The following is a 17,495-nucleotide window of genomic DNA, read 5'->3' on the forward strand; positions in this document are numbered from 1 at the left end:
CTATCTATTAATCCAAAATAATATTAACGCTCATACGGATATTTTAATCCACTACCATCTAAATACCACTTGACATGCTTATATTTGCGACGATAAATTAATAACACAATTGCTACAATAAACAAAATAACACTTACTAATTGCGAAATTCTAATGGTATTCATTAAATATAAACTATCTGTTCGCATCCCTTCCACAAAGAAACGAACTACAGAATACCATATCAAATAACTAAAAAATACTTCTCCTCGTTTATACAAACCCTTTTTATGTCGTAAGACCAAAATAATAATTAGTCCAATTAAATTGAAAAACGATTCATATAAGTATGTTGGCTGATAATAATGACCTGCTATATACATTTGCTTAATTATAAAATCTGGTAAATGCAAGCTTTGTAAAAAGGATAAACTAACACACGCACCATGTGCTTCTTGATTAATAAAATTACCCCAACGAGCAATTATTTGAGCAGCCATAACGCCTGGAATAATAATATCTAGCATCAACAAGGGAGGTAAAAATCTAGAATTACAAAATAAAATTAACACAACTAAGCCCGTTAATAACCCGCCATAAATAGCAATTCCACCATTCCAAATAGCAAATATTTGCCCTGGATTTTGAGCAAAATAGTCCCATTTAAAAATAACATAGTAAAGCCTTGCACCTACAAAGCCTATTGGTACTCCCCACAATAGAAAATCGGAAAAATCTTCGGGCATTATCTGCCTCTTCTTTCCTTCAACTATTGCCATCAATAATGCTATTACAATTCCTGATGCCATTAATATTCCATACCATTTAATTGACATCGATCCTAATCTAAAAGCTACTGGATTTATTATCAAGTTCATCTTTAATCCTTTTTCTATTTCTGAGAATTATCAGCAATTAAAGCTGACAAATTTCTTTCAAATTTTTCACTAGCATCATATCCCATCTTTTTTGCTCTAAAGTTCATGGCAGCTACTTCAATAATAATTGCTAAATTACGTCCAACTTTAACTGGAACAGTTAATTGAGGAACTGCAACATCAAAGATGTTGATATACTTTTCTGCAATACCCAAACGATCATAATTTTCTTTAGGATCCCAATTTTGTAAATTAATTACTAATTGAATTTCAGACTTTTCTTTAACAGCTCCAGCACCAAAGAGACTCATGATATCAATAATACCAATCCCTCTTATTTCCATCAAATGCTTCAAAATCGCTGGAGCCTCACCTACAACCGTTTTATCGTCTTTTTGATAAACATCAACTCGATCATCAGCAATCAAACGATGACCTCGCTTGATTAAATCAAGTGCAGTTTCTGACTTACCTACACCTGAATTGCCCATAATCAACACACCCATACCATAAATTTCCACTAAAACACCATGTATACTTTTTCTAGGTGCTAAATGTTCATCCAAGTACTGCATTAAGACACTAGTCAACTGAGTTGTAGGCATATTACTAGTTAAAACTGGAACTTTTGCCTGCTCTGCAGCTTCCAACAATTCTGATGGAATAGGTAATCCACGTGAAATCACAAAACAAGGCGTAATATCAGTGGCCATTCGTCTAAAAACATTGGTTCTCAAATCATGATCTAAATGTGTACTATACGAAATTTCTGTTTTACCTAATAATTGAATTCTTTCTTTAGGATAGAAATCAAAATAACCTGTTAATTCCAAGCCAGGTCTTGAAATATCAGATACAGACACAACCCTATGTTCCAAATAATCTTCACCCTGTTTAACTGTCAAAGTGGGATTATCATGCAACAATTCACTAATTTTAACCATATCACTCATAAATTAGTCCTCTTTATCTACATCATCAATAGTAACATTTCTAGCCTCTTTACGATGAGATGTTGATGCTTGCTTGCAATTATCATTATAATAAAATTTTTTGATATAACTACTATACTTTTTTTTAGCCTTATGAATTGCAATATAAATCGAAAGAGCACCAAAAACAATAATAAGTATATCGATTATAAAGAAAATTGGAAAAAGAAATGTTAATAATTTATAAATTATATTTAAAAGCAATATCAAATTCAAAATTATAAAAGCTAATATTGCTATGACAAAATATTTAAATTTCATATTATCACCACAAATTCTACTCTGGATTTTCTTGACTTAGCATCCACTGCAAATAAGCATAAATAAATGGATCAAGATTACCATTCATCACTCCTATAGTATCACTAGTTTCATAATCAGTTCTATGGTCTTTAACCATATTATATGGATGAAATACATATGATCTAATTTGAGAGCCAAAATTTATTTCCTTTTGATTACCCTTTAAAGCCTCAGTTTGCTTACGCTTTTTGTCTTCCTCAAGTTTAAATAATTTTGCTCGTAACATATCCATTGCTGTCTCACGATTTTGGAATTGCGAACGCTGAGCTTGTGAAGAAGTAACAATACCAGTAGGTAAGTGCGTAATTCGAACAGCACTAGATGTTTTATTAATATGCTGTCCACCTGCACCACTAGATCGATAAACATCGATTCGTAAGTCATCCGGATTTATTTCAATATTTATACTCTTATCAATTTCAGGAATAACTTCAACTGAAGCAAACGACGTATGTCTTCTCTTAGCAGAATCAAATGGAGAGATTCTAACCAAACGATGCACGCCATTTTCTGATTTTAACAAGCCAAATGCATTATTACCTTGTACTCTAACACTAACACTTTTTAAGCCTGCTTCGTCACCTACCTGGAAATCATCTACTTCAAAGGTTAAATTATGACTATCACACCAACGTTGATACATCCTAAATAACATATTAGCCCAATCCATAGCTTCTGTACCACCAGCACCAGAATGAATTTCTAGCAAGGCATTATGATCATCATATTTTCCCGACAATAATAGATGCAGCTCATAGTTATTAAATTCATTCTTCAATTTTTCAACTTCTGCTGTTATCTCCATTAGCATATCATTTTCCGGCTCCATATTATATAGTTCAACAGCCGTCTTCGCATCAGCTAAAGCAGAACTTAAGGTTTGATATTTATCAACTTTTTCACGCATATAATTGGTCGCTTCAATTATTTTTTGGGCATTCGTCTGATCATTCCAAAAGGTATCATCCGCCATTTTTTGCTCATTGATTGCGATACTTTCTTTTAAATTATCGAAGTCAAAGAGACCTCCTAAAATGTGACAATTGTTTTTCAAAATTTGCTAGTAATGCTTGGATCTCACTTATTTCCATATTAAACTCCTTTCAAAAAAAGGAGGTCAACCCTCCCTTTTTTATCGACTCATATTTGGTACTATACGTGCTTTCATAAATAATCTAGTAGCATCATATTCGATATTACTAATCATTTCTTCAAACATACGATACCCAGCTTCTTGATACTCAACTAAAGGATTTAATTGACCATATCCTCTTAAACTGATAGATTGACGTAATTGATCCATCGCATCAATATGATCCGTCCAACGATCATCAACAACACGCAAAATGACAACTTTTTCAAATTCCAACATTTGTTCTGGATCAACTAGTTGTCTTTCTTTTTCTGCATAATTGTCATCAACCATTTCATATAATTGTTCTTTTAATTCGTCAACAGTTATATTCTTTAAATTGATCTTCTTTGCATCTTCTTCACTAGCCAAACTGGAAGCAATAAAGTCACGAATTTGATCTGTTCGCCACTGATTCTTAGATCCTTGAGTGTACAAATCAATTTGATGTGCAATCGTTCTTTGCATCATAGGAATTAACACTTCTTTTAAGGAATGTTCTTCAGTAATAACTTGCATTCTTTCACCGTAAATGATCTCACGTTGCGTTCTCATAACATCATCATACTGCAAAGTTTGCTTACGAGTATCATAGTTATTACCCTCAACACGTTTTTGAGCAGACTCCACTTGTCGTGTAATCATTCTACTTTCGATTACCTTTTCATCATCACTACCAGCAATGCGATCCAAAAAGGCCTTAACACGTTCTGAGCCAAAACGTTTCATCAAATCATCTTCCAATGACAAGTAGAATCTTGTTGTACCTGGATCACCTTGACGTCCTGATCGTCCACGTAACTGATTATCAATACGTCTTGATTCGTGACGTTCAGTTCCGATAACAGCTAATCCACCTAATTCTTTAACACCAGGCCCTAATTTAATATCAGTACCACGACCTGCCATGTTAGTTGCAATAGTAACTGCACCACGCTGACCAGCATTCATAATAATTTCTGCTTCCTTAGCGTGATTCTTAGCATTCAAAACAGCATGAGCTATTCCAGCTTGGTCTAGCATCTTACTTAAACGTTCTGAACTTTCAATAGCTACCGTACCCACTAATACAGGTTGACCTTTAGCGTGACGTGTTTGAATATCTTCTACTACAGCTTCAAATTTCGAATCCAAGGTTGGGTATAAAATATCGGGTAAATCTTTACGTGCCTTAGGACGATTAGTTGGAATCGTAATAACTTGCATATTATATATTTCACGAAACTCTTCTTCTTCTGTTTTGGCTGTACCTGTCATACCTGACAATTTCTTATACATTCTAAAGAAATTCTGATAAGTGATTGTTGCCTGAGTTTTAGATTCTTCTTGAATCTTCACACCTTCTTTAGCTTCAATAGCTTGATGCAAGCCGTCAGAGTAACGACGACCTTCCATAACACGACCTGTAAAGGAATCAACAATCAAAACTTCGCCATTTTGAACGACATAATCAATGTTATTCAACATAATATAATTTGCACGTAATGCTTGATCAAGATGGTGCACTAACACTTGATTATCAATATCATACAAATTATTCAAGCCGAAATGTTCACACGCTTTGCTAATACCTTGATTAGTTAAGCTAATTGTTTTAGTTGGCCAGTCAATTTTATAATCACCATGATCCTCATTGTCGTCCATATTGTCATCACTTTTGTCTTCAACTAAAGTTTTAACAAAGCGATCGGCACGGATATACTCGTTATTAGCTTGCTCAGCTTGTCCAGAAATGATTAAAGGTGTTCTAGCTTCATCAATTAAAATTGAATCGACCTCATCAATGATAGCGTAATTTAAAGGACGCTGAACCATCTGTTCTTTGTAAACAACCATGTTATCACGTAAATAGTCAAAGCCTAATTCCGAATTAGTTGAATATGTTACGTCACAACTGTATGCTTCACGTTTTTCATCAGATGACATCGAATTAAGGTTCAATCCAACTGTTAAGCCTAACCATTTATACAATTGACCCATTTCACTTTCATCACGAGCAGAAAGGTATTCGTTAACAGTAACAACATGAACACCTTGCCCTGTTAATGCATTCAAATAAACTGGCATCGTAGCTGTTAAAGTTTTACCTTCACCAGTCATCATTTCTGAAATGTTACCATAGTGTAATGAGATACCACCTATTACTTGCACATGAAAAGGATACAAACCTAAAACACGTTTTGCACCTTCTCTAGCAGTAGCAAAAGCTTCGGGCAATATATCATCCAAAGACTCACCTTTTGCCAAACGGTCACGGAACTCAACAGTCATATGTTGTAACTGCTCGTCAGTCATATTAGCAAAATGATCTGCTAATTTTTCAACCTTATTGGCTATCTTTTCAAATTTTTTCAAATCTCTTTTGTCATTATCATAAAGTTTTTTAAGAATATTAGTCATTAAATCGATCCTTAACGTTAAAATTTGTGCACAATTTTAAATATACTAACCTATTTTAACATTATTTTTATAAAATTAAAAATATAAATAACAGCAAAAATCCCTCTAAAAAGTTAAACACTTTAAAAAGGGATTTATATATAACTTCTAACCTCAATTAGATTATTCATTAGTTTCAATCAAGCCGTAACGTCCGTCATTTCTTCTATATACAATACTTGTACCATTAGTATCAGCATCTTCAAAAATAAAGAAATTATGACCTAACATATTCATTTGCAAAATTGCTTCTTCAGCATCCATGGGTTTCAAATTCAAATGCTTGTTACGCACAATATCAAATCCGCTAACTGCCTTTTCCTCAGTAGCACCTGAAACAACATCTGTGTCATAGAAAAAGTCTCTCATTCCACGTTCACGACTCTTGCGATTAATTCTCGTCTTGTATTTTCTGATTTGACGTTCCAACTTTTCTGACACAAAGTCAATACTCTTATACATATCATCAGTCGTATCTTCAGCACGTAATACTAAATATGGCAAAGGAATTGTTACTTCAACCTTGGAAGACTTTTCTGAATATACCTTTAAATTAACGTGTGCAATTACGTCAGATTCTATTTCAAAGTATTTCTCTAACTTTTCAAGTCGCTTTTCAACATAAGACTTCAAAGCATCTGTTACTTCAATATTTTCACCACGAACGTTGTATTTTAACATAAAGATTCTCTCCCTTCGACGTCTTTGACGTTTTCTTTATACTATAATTATAGCATATTTGGAAGCGGTTTTATATATAATTAACGAGCGATTGTAAAACTACTTACGTTGCAATCAGGGAAGGCTTTTTTGATAATCTCCCATGCATGATAAATCGTTCTTCCCGTAGTATATATATCATCAAGCAATACTATCTGACCAGATAATTTAACATTTGCTTTTAAGCTAAATAAATTATCAGTTGCTAATCTTTCATTTTTATTTTTTTCACCCTGTGCTTCACCACCCGCTTTTTTGATTAAAACGGGACTCAAATTGCATAATGGTTCATAGATAGAAATAATCGTATCATATCCTCGCTGTTGTAAATGTTCTGGTGAACTAGGGATTGGGATATATCTATCCGCAAGTGGCAACTGATTTTTAATTAATTCAGCTAAAACATTAAATAAAACATAATGTCCATATCTTTTATAAGCTACCATTAAATCATGAAAAGCGTCATTATATTGATAAATCGAGCGGTTAAAAACTAAGTCACCATTATATCTAACTTTCCAAGCTAAGCAATCATTACACAATTGCTCTTGATTAAGTTTGTTTTTGTAAGAATTACAATTTATGCATGCTGGATGAGTGATTTTTTTAAATTTTTTATAACAGTTCACGCAAATAATTTTAGCCACATAACTTACAGGTAAAAAAATTGTTTTTAAGTCTACCTCATCTGTGAAAGGTTGATTACATAAAAGACATAGTTGCATGATTCATCTCCACAATCTGTTTCTTTGCCTCTTTTAAAGCCTTAGTATAATGGTGATAACAAAAAATAACCCGACCCACCTGATCAGTTGCTGCACGTCCCACCCTTCCAGCAATTTGGACTAATCCTGCTGTCGTGTATATAGCATCATCTGCTGCTATGACTATAACTTGTACTCCTGGAAACGTAACTCCTCGTTCTAAAATAGTCGTAGTTAATAAAATAGATATTTCTCTGTTTCTAAATTGTTCAACTTTTTGTTGTCGATTTTTGTCACTTGAATGTACGCTAGCAATCACTAATTGCGAGTATTTTTTTTGCAAGATTGTCTGATAAAGTCCCAATTCAGCAATTCTAGGTACAAATACTAATAAAGGCTTACCACTATTAATAATTTCATTCAGTACTTTTATTAAAAAAGGATGTAGAGATTCGCCACTAATATATTTACGCCAAAACAAATATTCTTCAGGTACAGCTAACAAGCCACCATGAAATCTTTGTTGCAATAATGAATATCCCATCTCTCCATTTTTAACTTTAGTTAACATATCTTTAGAAGGTGTAGCAGTCAAATAAAAAGTTTGCCCTGTTGGCTTAATAGCATTTTTCGCACCATAATATAACATAGGATTATTGACATATGGAAAAGCATCAACTTCATCAATAATTATCAAATCAAAAGCCTGATAATATTTTAAAAGTTGGTGAGTAGTACAAATAATAAATGGTTCGTTATCGGGATCTTGTGCCATTTTTCCATGATATTTTCCAATTTTAGTATTGGCAAATGCTCGACACATACGAGGATATAATTCATTAACGACATCAAGTCTAGGTGTCGCCAGTGCTACATATTTTCCCTGCTGCAAAAAATATTCTACAGCTTTAAAAAGCATCTCAGTTTTTCCTGCACCAGTAACTGCATGCACCAAATGATCCTGATTATTTTGCAAAGCATGCAATAAATCAGCGGATACCTTTGCTTGCCGATCAGTTAAATCACCTTTCCAAGTTAATAAATGATTTTCGTTTTTGACTGCATCCCCAACACGAGACATTCTACATAAAAAATCATTTTCACTCACTCTACCTAAACCAATGCAACTATGACAATATTTATGTCCAGTTGGCAGTCGATAAATGACTACTTGACCACAACGCTGGCAAATATTGTCAATAATGGCTGGAACTTTTTTTACTTTTGAATTTATGATATCGTTATCTTGATTATTGATCCATTGACGACCTGCAAGTTTATTCAACAATATTAACACCTCTACTTTTAATACGCAGAAAGGAGTCTATTTTGACTGAAAAACCTGAAAAATATTTAACAATAAAAGAAAATGGTACACACGAACTAGTAATTAAAAAAAGCCGCTTTATTTGCTCCATGGCACGCACTAATACGGTTGAAGAAGCAGAAATTTTTGTTAAAAAAATAACTAATCTCTACAAAGATGCTACTCACAACACATATGCATACACTATTGGTTTTGACAATACATGTGTTAAAGCATGTGACAATGGCGAACCATCTGGTACTGCAGGCATTCCTGAATTAAAGGCGTTGCAATTGATGAATTTAAACAATATAACTGCAGTTGTTACAAGATATTTTGGTGGCATCAAATTAGGAGCTGGAGGATTAATAAGAGCATATTCTAACTCTGTAACACAAGCAGCTGAAAATATTGGTGTTATTAAATGTATTTTGCAAAAAAAAATATCTTTTTCAATCCAATATAAGCATTTAGATAAGATACTATATTTTTTAAAGCAAAATCATATTTCAATTTTTAAACAAGAATATACAACAGATATTAATCTAACTGTATTATTAGATTCATCAGACATCGATAAGTTTGAGCAAGATATTAATAATATCTTGGCTAAACATGTTGCATTTTCAATCGGACAAGACCTGTATAATGAAATTTTATTAACAGATTTTGACTACCATAATCAATAAAAACGCATCCCTGATCTAAAAAATCAAAGATGCGTTTTTTTAAAAATTAATTCTTATGTTCATCTTTCTTAGTAGAAAAATGCGAGATACCAACTTGCGGATCTGATCGATGCATTTTATTGATATAATTTTGAATAAAATGTAATAACGGCTTAAATTTATCTCCTAGTAGGCCAATAGTCTCTACAAATAGTTCTAAAGCAAATAATAAGCCTATCATCAGTGGCCAAATACCCCATGCCGGTGATGATATAAAAACAAGAGATATGAATGAAAATAACAATGATATACCATAAATAGCTAATACTGTTTGACGGTGACTTAACCCCATTCTCATCAATTGATGATGTAAATGATGTTTATCAGCAACGGTAATCGGCTTTTTATTCAATTTTCTTCTAATCATCGCAAAAATGGTATCAGTTAATGGGACGCCCAGAATAATAATTGGTACTAATAGCGAAATAAAAGTAACATTTTTCAGTCCTTTTAATGACAATATAGAAATCATAAAGCCGATATATAAAGCTCCAGTATCTCCTAAAAAGATTTTAGCAGGATGAAAATTATAAGGTAAAAAGCCCAATAAGCATGTAGCTAACATAATACACATTAAAGGTACATAATTTTGCCAACCATGTAAGAAAAAGAAACCTACAATACCCATTGTACTTAATGAAATCATTGATACACCGGTAGCTAAGCCATCTAAGCCATCAATCAAATTCACAGCATTAGTCAAGGCTAAAATCCAAAATACCGTAATTGGTAAACTCCACCAACTTAAATTAATTGGTGACATAAAAGGCAACGATATTTCATTAACTCTAATTCCTGCCAAAAAGTATATGATCAATGCTGCGATAAAAATTCCCAGCATTTTTTGTTTCGGCTTTAATTCCAAGATATCATCAATTAATCCAGTTAAAAGAATAACTGACGATGCTAAAAGAATTGAAAATAATTCATGCGTTGGAAATTGACTACGCAATAAAACAAATTCACCTATATTAAAAGAAACAAAAATTCCTAATCCACCGATAGTGGGCATTGGTTTTTTATTAACTCTTCTTGCATTCGGATTATCTACCGCACCTAATACAAAAGCTAGCTTTCGAATAAAAGGTGTAATTAAAACTGATATAATCACCAAAGAAAAAATTTTTATAATAATTTGAAACATAATTCGCTACTTTCTTAAACATCTGAATCAATTATACAAATAGGATTAAATAAAGACAATAGTAACAAAAAAGTGAGCCAACATTGGTTCACCTTTATCTTGCTATATCCACAGCTCGCTTTTCACGAATAACAGTAACTCTAATATTACCTGGATATTCCATTTCATTTTCAATTTGATTTTTAATATCTCGTGCTAACAACACAATTTGATCATCAGAAACTTTATCTGGTTCAACCATAATTCTAATCTCACGACCCGCTTGAATAGCATACGCTTGTTTTACGCCAGGATAACCCTTAGATATTTTTTCTAACTGCTCCAATCGGCGAATATAATTTTCTAGCGATTCACTTCTAGCACCTGGTCTAGCTGAAGATATTGTATCTGCAGCTACGACTAACTCTGCAATAAATGACATTTTTGGCACATCACCATGGTGTGCTGCAATAGCATTAACTACTATTTCAGATTCATGATATTTACGTGCTAGTTCTACACCGATTTCAACGTGTGACCCCTCAATTTCATGATCGATTGATTTTCCTATATCATGTAATAATCCTGCACGTACCGCTATTTTTTCATCTAAACCAAGTTCTGATGCCATTACACCTGTCAATTTGCCTACTTCAATTGAATGCGACAACACATTTTGTCCATATGATGTACGATATTTTAGGCGACCCAAAATTTTAACTAACTCAGGATGCATCTTATGAATACCTAATTCCATTAAGGCACCTTCACCAGCTTCATAAATATCATCGTTAACTTCCTTACGAGCACGATCTACGGTTTCTTCAATTCTCGCCGGATGTATACGACCATCTTTTATTAAATTTTCTAGGGCTCTCTTAGCAATTTCACGGCGAATAGGATCAAAACCACTTAAAACTACAACATCAGGTGTATCATCAATAATCAAATCAATACCAGTCATAGCTTCAAATGACCGAATATTCCTACCCTCACGACCAATTATGCGGCCTTTCATATCATCATTTGGTAAATTAACAACTGAAACAGTATTTTCCGAAACAGTATCTGCTGCACTACTCTGAATAGCTTCTACAATCAACTTAGTTGCGTAATGTTCCGCTTTTGCTTGAGCCTGCTCATTACTCTCTTTTACTAATGCAGCACGCTCGGCAACTAATTTATCCGACAACTCTGACAAAATAATCTTCTTAGCATCTTCAACTGACAATCTAGATACTTCATATAATTTTTCTTCACGTTGATGTATCAACGCATCAGCTAATTGGTGTTTTTCAGAAAGTTCAGCTTGTAACTCTTTAACTTGATTTTCCCTTTGTGTGAGCTGACAATCTTTTTGATCAAGCATACCATCTTTACGGTCAATTGCATCTTCTCGTTGCAGCAATCTATTCTCTTGTCTGGAAACTTCTTTACGTCGTTGGTTAAGTTCATTTTCAACTTTTTCACGATATCTATGAATTTCTTCCTGTGCTTCAAGAATTTTCTCTTTTTTTAGATCTGCAACATGCTTTTTCATTTCCTGCAATGTTTGTTTTTCAGTTAGTAGTTTTTCTCTAGCTGACTGAATGTCCAATCTTGCGTTTTCTATGATATGCTTAGCATCATTTTTTGCATTTTCAGCAGCCTGTTCCCATTTATGCTTACGATAACAATAGCCTGCCACTCCACTAATCAGGATTGAAAAAATAACGATAGCGACAAAACTCAAATAATTATTTTGCATACACTATCGCCCTTTTTCTATATAAATTATTCACACATATTAATAATAAGAGTAAGGCAGATTATTGTCAATAAACATAGTAACTATTCTTGCTCGGTATCTTCACTCGAATCTTCATCAGATTCTTTATTGTCAATACCATAGGCCTGTCGTACTTTATCATTTATTTCCCGGAAAATATCAGGATGTTCCTCCAAATATTGTTTAGCGTTTTCTCGACCTTGACCGATACGATCATCGCCATAAGAATACCATGCCCCAGATTTATTGACGATATCTTTATCAACCGCCATATCTAAAAGCTCTCCACTCTTAGAAATACCAATACCATACATAATATCTACTGTAGCAACCTTAAATGGAGGTGCAACCTTATTTTTGACAACTTTAATTTTTACACGACTTCCTATAGGATCGCTACCTTGTTTAATTTGTTCTGATTTTCTTACTTCCAACCTAATAGTAGAGTAAAACTTAAGAGCACGACCACCTGGTGTAGTTTCAGGGTTACCAAACATAACACCGACTTTTTCACGTATTTGATTAATGAAAATAGCAATCGTTTTAGTCTTAGAAATATTGCCAGATAATTTTCTTAAGGCTTGACTCATTAAGCGGGCTTGTAATCCAACGTGTGCATCGCCCATCTCACCTTCAATTTCTGCTCGTGGAACTAATGCAGCAACAGAATCTACCACCAGAATGTCGATCGCTCCACTAGAAATTAAAGTATCAGCAATCTGTAATCCTTCTTCACCAGTATTAGGCTGTGATAAAATCAATGAATCAATATCAACGCCTAATGCTTCTGCATAGGCAGGATCCATAGCATTTTCTGCATCAATATATGCTGCAGTTCCTCCATTTTTTTGAACTTCAGCTACTGCATGTAAAGCAACTGTAGTTTTTCCGGAACTTTCCGGTCCATAAACTTCAATAATTCTGCCTCGAGGATAGCCTCCTACTCCCAGTGCAGTATCAAGAGCAATCGAACCAGTAGAAATAGTTGATATTTTAGTATCGACCTTTTCACCCATTCGCATTACTGCACCTTTACCAAAATTTTTTTCAATTTTTTTCAAGGCTAATTCAAGAGCAGCTTTTTTTTCATCTTTAGCCAATTTTATCCTCCTTGAACTTAACAAATTAATTATACTTTTTTTATTTTAAAAAAAGCAAGACTAAGCACTATTAGTTGCTTAATCTTGTTTTCTAAATTATATTACGCAAAAAAATGCAAAATTTACATTGATCCTTTAAAAATATGCCAACTATTTTTGAAATAATCATATCCTGAATAAATAGTAAAGACTAAACAGATATATAGGAAAATAGTTCCAATATAGTAAATATCACTTAACAAAAGGAAAATAATAGCTAACATTTGCGTTGTAGTTTTTATTTTGCCAGGCATTTTAGCGGCTAAAACCTGACCTTTATTTTCAGCTAAAAGTAAGCGTAATCCGGTCACTGCCAATTCACGACAAACGATAATGGCAACTACCCACGCAGGTGCATAAGTATGTTGACTATTATTCAAAGTTATTAAAAATACAAAAGCAGTCATGGTTAACATTTTGTCTGCTAAAGGATCAGCAAATTTGCCAAAATTAGTTACCAAACCACGCTTTCTAGCAATATGTCCATCAAGATAATCTGTAAATGAAGCTAAAGCAAAAACTATAGCAGCTACAAGATTACACCAAAAGATCTTAGTTGAACCTAATAACAAGAATCCTGCTGGCCATTGAAAAATTAATAACAAAATAAAAACTGGTATCATAAAAATTCGTAAAGTTGTTAATTTATTTGGTAAATTCATTTTTATCTACTATTTCCTCCGGCAGCTTGCCCTTGATCTCTTTGTTGATTTTGTTTATTTGTTTCATTTTGTTGACTATGTTGTACAGGTTGTTTATTTTGAGGAGTTGTGTTTTTGTTCTCCTGCTTATTTATATTTTCATTCTTTGTATCCGTTTGATTATTAGTTTTATTTTGTTCTGCTTGTTTAGTCTCATTCTCTTTATTGTTGACAAGATTCTTTTCATTAGTTTTTACTGCATTTTTATGTGCAAATAAAAATGTAATTGTTCGAGCAGCATTAGGCATGGTTTTATTCGTAATATTAAGCTTTTTACCACCAATAATTAATTCAGCTGAACTGGTATTTGCGAAAAATACAGTAACATTACCAACATTATGTGGAATTTTAACTTGATGTGCATCATCAGCATTCAAAACACCGTGCCATACAGATCGGCCATCAATAAAGATTCTAGCAAAAACAGCCGTTGAACCAGTTTTAACAACTAAAGTTCTCTTATTACCCATTTTTTTAACTTTATAGAGAGTATCACTAAGCTTTTCTAATTTAATATCAGAAGTAGCTTTTTTCTTGTGTTTTACACGCTGTTTCTTCTTTTTTTGAGATTCTTCGTTTGATGACTTAACAGTCACATTATCTACTTGGTTTATTGATTTTTGGTTAGTATTACTGATGAAATGTGCATAAATTAAATAAATAAGACAAACAGTAACAAAAAAGGCTATTATAGCAGCCGCAATCGGAATATATTGCTTCCAAAGACCTTTTTTATTGTTAGTGGTTTTTCTTACTTCTTGACTCTTATTATCAATAGAATTTTCCACATATTTTTCAGGAGTGGCTTCAGGAACTTCTTTATGATACTCATCAAGCAATTCTTTGCCATTAAGACCTACTACCTGAGCATATTGTTTAATAAAGGCTCTTACATAAAAATCACCAGGCAACTGATCAAATTGATTTTCTTCAATAGCATACAGATATCGTCGCTGAATCTTTGTAATTTTTTCAATGTCTTCTATTGTCATTCCATTTGCTTTTCTAGCATTTTTTAATTTATCACCTATGTCTGACATATTAACCCTCATTCCATTATCATTCACTGAAAAGTATACCAAAACGTATAGTAAACAAACAAGATTTACTACAAATATATCCGTATTACCTATCTAATATACATTCTATTATCTATTTGACATAATACAACTATATATACTACTTTTCGCTAAAATATCTTGATAAAGACTTACCATATCACTATTATTCATTTGCACAACTTCTTCAATTATTTGTGCTAGTGACCTACCATGCAAAAGTGTCCCTGCCATCTGCTGTGCATATGAATTAAGATCATCAGTTAGTCTTAAATAATTTGCTAAAAATTCCTTTTTATTTAATTCAATTAATTCTGCGGACATATGTCCTCTAAACAACTCATGTTTGATTGCTGATACTAATTTTTGTGGATATCGACTAATAGCCGTTATAATTACAAAGCTGCCTTCACGAGTATTATAAATATCAACATCCGGTTGATCATTAATAATATTTTGTAATTGCATATTACTCAACCAGATATTATTACTATTAAAATGTGCATCAATTAACATTTCTAAAACATCTGTTGCTAATAAAGCATTACTAGTAAATTTATTCAAATCAGGCAACTTAATAGCCACGCCTACATGAATATTTTTTGACTTGGTATTTGTAATCTGTTCATCGGTTGCCATTGAATCAATTGTTTGCACAGCTATTTTAGGTTTCGGTGCACAATTAATATATTGTTTTTGCATTTTATTAACTAAAGTGAATATTTTTTGCACTTGCGATGGCGAAAAATCACCGCAAGCAACAAATCTCATATTATTTGAGCAATAATATTTTTTATAAATTTTATTTAAAAAGGAAATATCAATTTTAGCTAAATCCTCTTCAGAACCGACTATATCATGAGTAAACATAGTTTGCGGAAACATGTTTGACATTAGATTATGAATCAAATACCATTCAGGATCATCTTTAGCTGTAGCCAATTCTTGACAAATAATCTTTCTTTCTTGATCAATATTATCCACTGTAAAATATGGCTCACCTACTAGTTCAAAAAGAAGTGGCAAAATTTGGGGCCAATGATTGGCAAATTCTGCATAATACATGGTCTCGTTAAAGCCAGTATAAGCATTAGAATCTGCTCCTAAACGTTCAAACTTCAACGCTATATCACCGTATTTTTTAGCAAAAAGCTTATGCTCCAAAAAGTGAGCACCACCACTAATTTCTTGTGGATCACTGCCACCAAAATCAACAACAATTCCCATAAACTTACTGGCAAAACCAGGCTTTAAAATAATATTTGCAACAAAGCCACTATCATAAGTTTTACTAATTAAGTTTTCTTCCATCATAACAAACAATAACTTCCATTCAATTGCATCGTTTTAGCTAAATTTATCAGATCGTTAACTGTATAATCTTTAATTAACTTGATCATATTAGGAATAGTTGAAAAAGAACCAATCAGATTCTCAGTTACAGCTTTAATCATCATACTTTCTTGAATATCACCATAACTATTAAAATTATTAATCAACAATTGCTTACTATGGTCAAAAGCTTCTTGATCTACTAACCCGCACACTAAATCAGATAAACATCCTTGGATGATTTCCTTAACTTGCTTTACCTGATTTTTGTTAACACCCGTTCTAATTAAAAGTAATGAATGATTTTCATCATTAAATGCATCTACACCATATGTAGCACCTAACTGCTCACGTACTTTTTTAAATAAAATCGAACTCTCAGTATTAGCCAAATAATAACTCATAATTAAGGGACCAATCCATGGACGGGGCATTGATTGAATATGATTATAAAAATAACCCATTAAAACTTGTGCTTGTTCATACTGAGCATCACTACTTTCATCGAAAGTATCAATATCTCGATCAACAACCAGCTGCGGATTAACAAAATCAGCCTTAGACTTAAAAATATTAAAATAGCTATGTCCGATTTTATTGAATAAATTCGTGTCTGCAACTTGTCCATAAATCATCAGCGGACTCTTAAACAAAATTTTGACAAAATCTTGTATATCTTCTAAAGACAATTGATCTAAAATATCTCGATTAACTACATTAACATATTGATAATTTGGCTGATTTTTGAACCATAATTTCATAAATTGATGCAAAGCACGATTTTCTGGCAACTCAAAAAAATCACGTATGTTACTATGCAAAGTACTTTTAGCCAAATTGACTACTTTTTCATCAATCAAAGGTCGATGAACAATAGAAAAAAATGTTTCCATGATCTTAGCATAATCATACTCAGGGTCTAAAATTTCACGTGGTTCAATGAAATTCAACATATAGCTCATTACGATGCTATTGCCATTAATCTCCGGAAAGATTTGCAAAGATGCATCATATAATGAAGATAGCCTTTTAGATTGGCGATTAATGGTATTATATTTTTCAGATAATAAACTTTGTACTTCTGCTAACAAGGTAGAAATTGTAATATTTTTGGGTGTTAAATCCAATCTAAAAAAGCATCCAATACATCCCGTTTTAAATTTATTATTCTGCTCAATTACTACATTACCCAA

Annotated in this window: 16 protein-coding genes; 1 reads left to right on the top strand and 15 read right to left on the bottom strand. The window is 32.8% G+C overall.

The features are described 5' to 3' along the window. Window positions 1–23: 23 nt before the first annotated feature. The 8 genes from lgt to G6Z82_RS05135 all read right to left on the bottom strand — a co-directional run bounded on the left by lgt (window position 24) and on the right by G6Z82_RS05135 (window position 8,435). Entirely contained in the window at window positions 24–857 is an 834-nt protein-coding gene (gene lgt, locus G6Z82_RS05100) for a prolipoprotein diacylglyceryl transferase (protein ID WP_006732899.1), read from the bottom strand. A gap of 14 nt (window positions 858–871) precedes the next feature. Then, window positions 872–1,810, bottom strand: a complete 939-nt coding sequence (gene hprK / locus G6Z82_RS05105) for an HPr(Ser) kinase/phosphatase (protein ID WP_006729572.1) — start codon at window positions 1,808–1,810, stop codon at window positions 872–874. Between the two features lie 3 nt (window positions 1,811–1,813). Next, window positions 1,814–2,110, bottom strand: coding sequence for a hypothetical protein (locus G6Z82_RS05110; RefSeq protein WP_006729571.1), 297 nt, complete (start codon window positions 2,108–2,110; stop codon window positions 1,814–1,816). Between the two features lie 16 nt (window positions 2,111–2,126). After that, window positions 2,127–3,243 (bottom strand): peptide chain release factor 2 gene (prfB, locus tag G6Z82_RS05115; protein WP_100067563.1). Its coding sequence is split into 2 segments (ribosomal slippage): window positions 2,127–3,170 and window positions 3,172–3,243, totalling 1,116 coding nucleotides; the frame shifts between segments, so codons are not numbered across the junction. 41 nt (window positions 3,244–3,284) lie between these two features. Then, a complete protein-coding gene (gene secA / locus G6Z82_RS05120; protein ID WP_006729569.1) occupies window positions 3,285–5,684 on the bottom strand; it encodes a preprotein translocase subunit SecA in 2,400 nt (799 codons plus the stop codon). A 162-nt stretch (window positions 5,685–5,846) separates the two neighbouring features. Next, the gene (hpf, locus tag G6Z82_RS05125) at window positions 5,847–6,404 is read right to left on the bottom strand and encodes a ribosome hibernation-promoting factor, HPF/YfiA family (protein ID WP_006729568.1); all 558 of its coding nucleotides are present in this window, start codon (window positions 6,402–6,404) and stop codon (window positions 5,847–5,849) included. Between the two features lie 80 nt (window positions 6,405–6,484). Further along, complete coding sequence (locus G6Z82_RS05130) at window positions 6,485–7,168, bottom strand: ComF family protein (RefSeq protein ID WP_006732709.1); 684 nt, start codon at window positions 7,166–7,168, stop codon at window positions 6,485–6,487. Next, window positions 7,146–8,435 carry an ATP-dependent helicase ComFA gene (locus G6Z82_RS05135; protein WP_006732697.1) on the bottom strand — a complete coding sequence of 430 codons (1,290 nt, stop codon included), beginning with the start codon at window positions 8,433–8,435 and terminating at the stop codon, window positions 7,146–7,148. The genes G6Z82_RS05130 and G6Z82_RS05135 overlap by 23 nt, the downstream gene beginning before the upstream one ends. 41 nt (window positions 8,436–8,476) lie before the next feature. Here G6Z82_RS05135 and G6Z82_RS05140 point away from each other — a divergent pair, with 41 nt between their 5' ends. After that, entirely contained in the window at window positions 8,477–9,142 is a 666-nt protein-coding gene (locus tag G6Z82_RS05140) for a YigZ family protein (RefSeq protein ID WP_006735780.1), read from the top strand. 46 nt (window positions 9,143–9,188) lie between these two features. Here G6Z82_RS05140 and G6Z82_RS05145 read toward each other — a convergent pair whose 3' ends face one another. From G6Z82_RS05145 to G6Z82_RS05175, 7 genes are all read right to left on the bottom strand, one after another. After that, complete coding sequence (locus tag G6Z82_RS05145; protein ID WP_006732695.1) at window positions 9,189–10,325, bottom strand: glycosyltransferase family 4 protein; 1,137 nt, start codon at window positions 10,323–10,325, stop codon at window positions 9,189–9,191. 94 nt (window positions 10,326–10,419) lie between these two features. Continuing rightward, window positions 10,420–12,051 carry a ribonuclease Y gene (rny, locus tag G6Z82_RS05150; RefSeq protein ID WP_164785879.1) on the bottom strand — a complete coding sequence of 544 codons (1,632 nt, stop codon included), beginning with the start codon at window positions 12,049–12,051 and terminating at the stop codon, window positions 10,420–10,422. Between the two features lie 83 nt (window positions 12,052–12,134). After that, the gene (gene recA / locus G6Z82_RS05155) at window positions 12,135–13,172 is read right to left on the bottom strand and encodes a recombinase RecA (RefSeq protein WP_006729562.1); all 1,038 of its coding nucleotides are present in this window, start codon (window positions 13,170–13,172) and stop codon (window positions 12,135–12,137) included. 122 nt (window positions 13,173–13,294) lie between these two features. Next, window positions 13,295–13,873, bottom strand: coding sequence for a CDP-diacylglycerol--glycerol-3-phosphate 3-phosphatidyltransferase (pgsA, locus tag G6Z82_RS05160; protein WP_164785880.1), 579 nt, complete (start codon window positions 13,871–13,873; stop codon window positions 13,295–13,297). A gap of 2 nt (window positions 13,874–13,875) precedes the next feature. Beyond that, complete coding sequence (locus tag G6Z82_RS05165; RefSeq protein ID WP_102877957.1) at window positions 13,876–14,952, bottom strand: helix-turn-helix domain-containing protein; 1,077 nt, start codon at window positions 14,950–14,952, stop codon at window positions 13,876–13,878. Window positions 14,953–15,060: 108 nt separating this feature from the next. After that, window positions 15,061–16,284 carry a M16 family metallopeptidase gene (locus G6Z82_RS05170; RefSeq protein ID WP_164785881.1) on the bottom strand — a complete coding sequence of 408 codons (1,224 nt, stop codon included), beginning with the start codon at window positions 16,282–16,284 and terminating at the stop codon, window positions 15,061–15,063. Then, complete coding sequence (locus G6Z82_RS05175) at window positions 16,281–17,495, bottom strand: insulinase family protein (RefSeq protein ID WP_163623563.1); 1,215 nt, start codon at window positions 17,493–17,495, stop codon at window positions 16,281–16,283. Before G6Z82_RS05175 ends, G6Z82_RS05170 begins: the two co-directional genes overlap by 4 nt.

The sequence above is a fragment of the Lactobacillus iners genome, assembly GCF_011058775.1.
Taxonomy (GTDB): Bacteria; Bacillota; Bacilli; order Lactobacillales; family Lactobacillaceae; genus Lactobacillus; species Lactobacillus iners.

What these genes read in the sequence shown, in the direction of transcription:
- pgsA (WP_164785880.1), bottom strand. Translation starts at nt 13,873, where the DNA reads ATGAATTTACCAAATAAATTAACAACTTTACGAATTTTTATGATACCA.
- secA (WP_006729569.1), bottom strand. Translation starts at nt 5,684, where the DNA reads ATGACTAATATTCTTAAAAAACTTTATGATAATGACAAAAGAGATTTG.
- G6Z82_RS05170 (WP_164785881.1), bottom strand. Translation starts at nt 16,284, where the DNA reads ATGATGGAAGAAAACTTAATTAGTAAAACTTATGATAGTGGCTTTGTT.
- hprK (WP_006729572.1), bottom strand. Translation starts at nt 1,810, where the DNA reads ATGAGTGATATGGTTAAAATTAGTGAATTGTTGCATGATAATCCCACT.
- G6Z82_RS05165 (WP_102877957.1), bottom strand. Translation starts at nt 14,952, where the DNA reads ATGTCAGACATAGGTGATAAATTAAAAAATGCTAGAAAAGCAAATGGA.
- lgt (WP_006732899.1), bottom strand. Translation starts at nt 857, where the DNA reads ATGAACTTGATAATAAATCCAGTAGCTTTTAGATTAGGATCGATGTCA.
- G6Z82_RS05130 (WP_006732709.1), bottom strand. Translation starts at nt 7,168, where the DNA reads ATGCAACTATGTCTTTTATGTAATCAACCTTTCACAGATGAGGTAGAC.
- G6Z82_RS05110 (WP_006729571.1), bottom strand. Translation starts at nt 2,110, where the DNA reads ATGAAATTTAAATATTTTGTCATAGCAATATTAGCTTTTATAATTTTG.
- rny (WP_164785879.1), bottom strand. Translation starts at nt 12,051, where the DNA reads ATGCAAAATAATTATTTGAGTTTTGTCGCTATCGTTATTTTTTCAATC.
- G6Z82_RS05145 (WP_006732695.1), bottom strand. Translation starts at nt 10,325, where the DNA reads ATGTTTCAAATTATTATAAAAATTTTTTCTTTGGTGATTATATCAGTT.
- hpf (WP_006729568.1), bottom strand. Translation starts at nt 6,404, where the DNA reads ATGTTAAAATACAACGTTCGTGGTGAAAATATTGAAGTAACAGATGCT.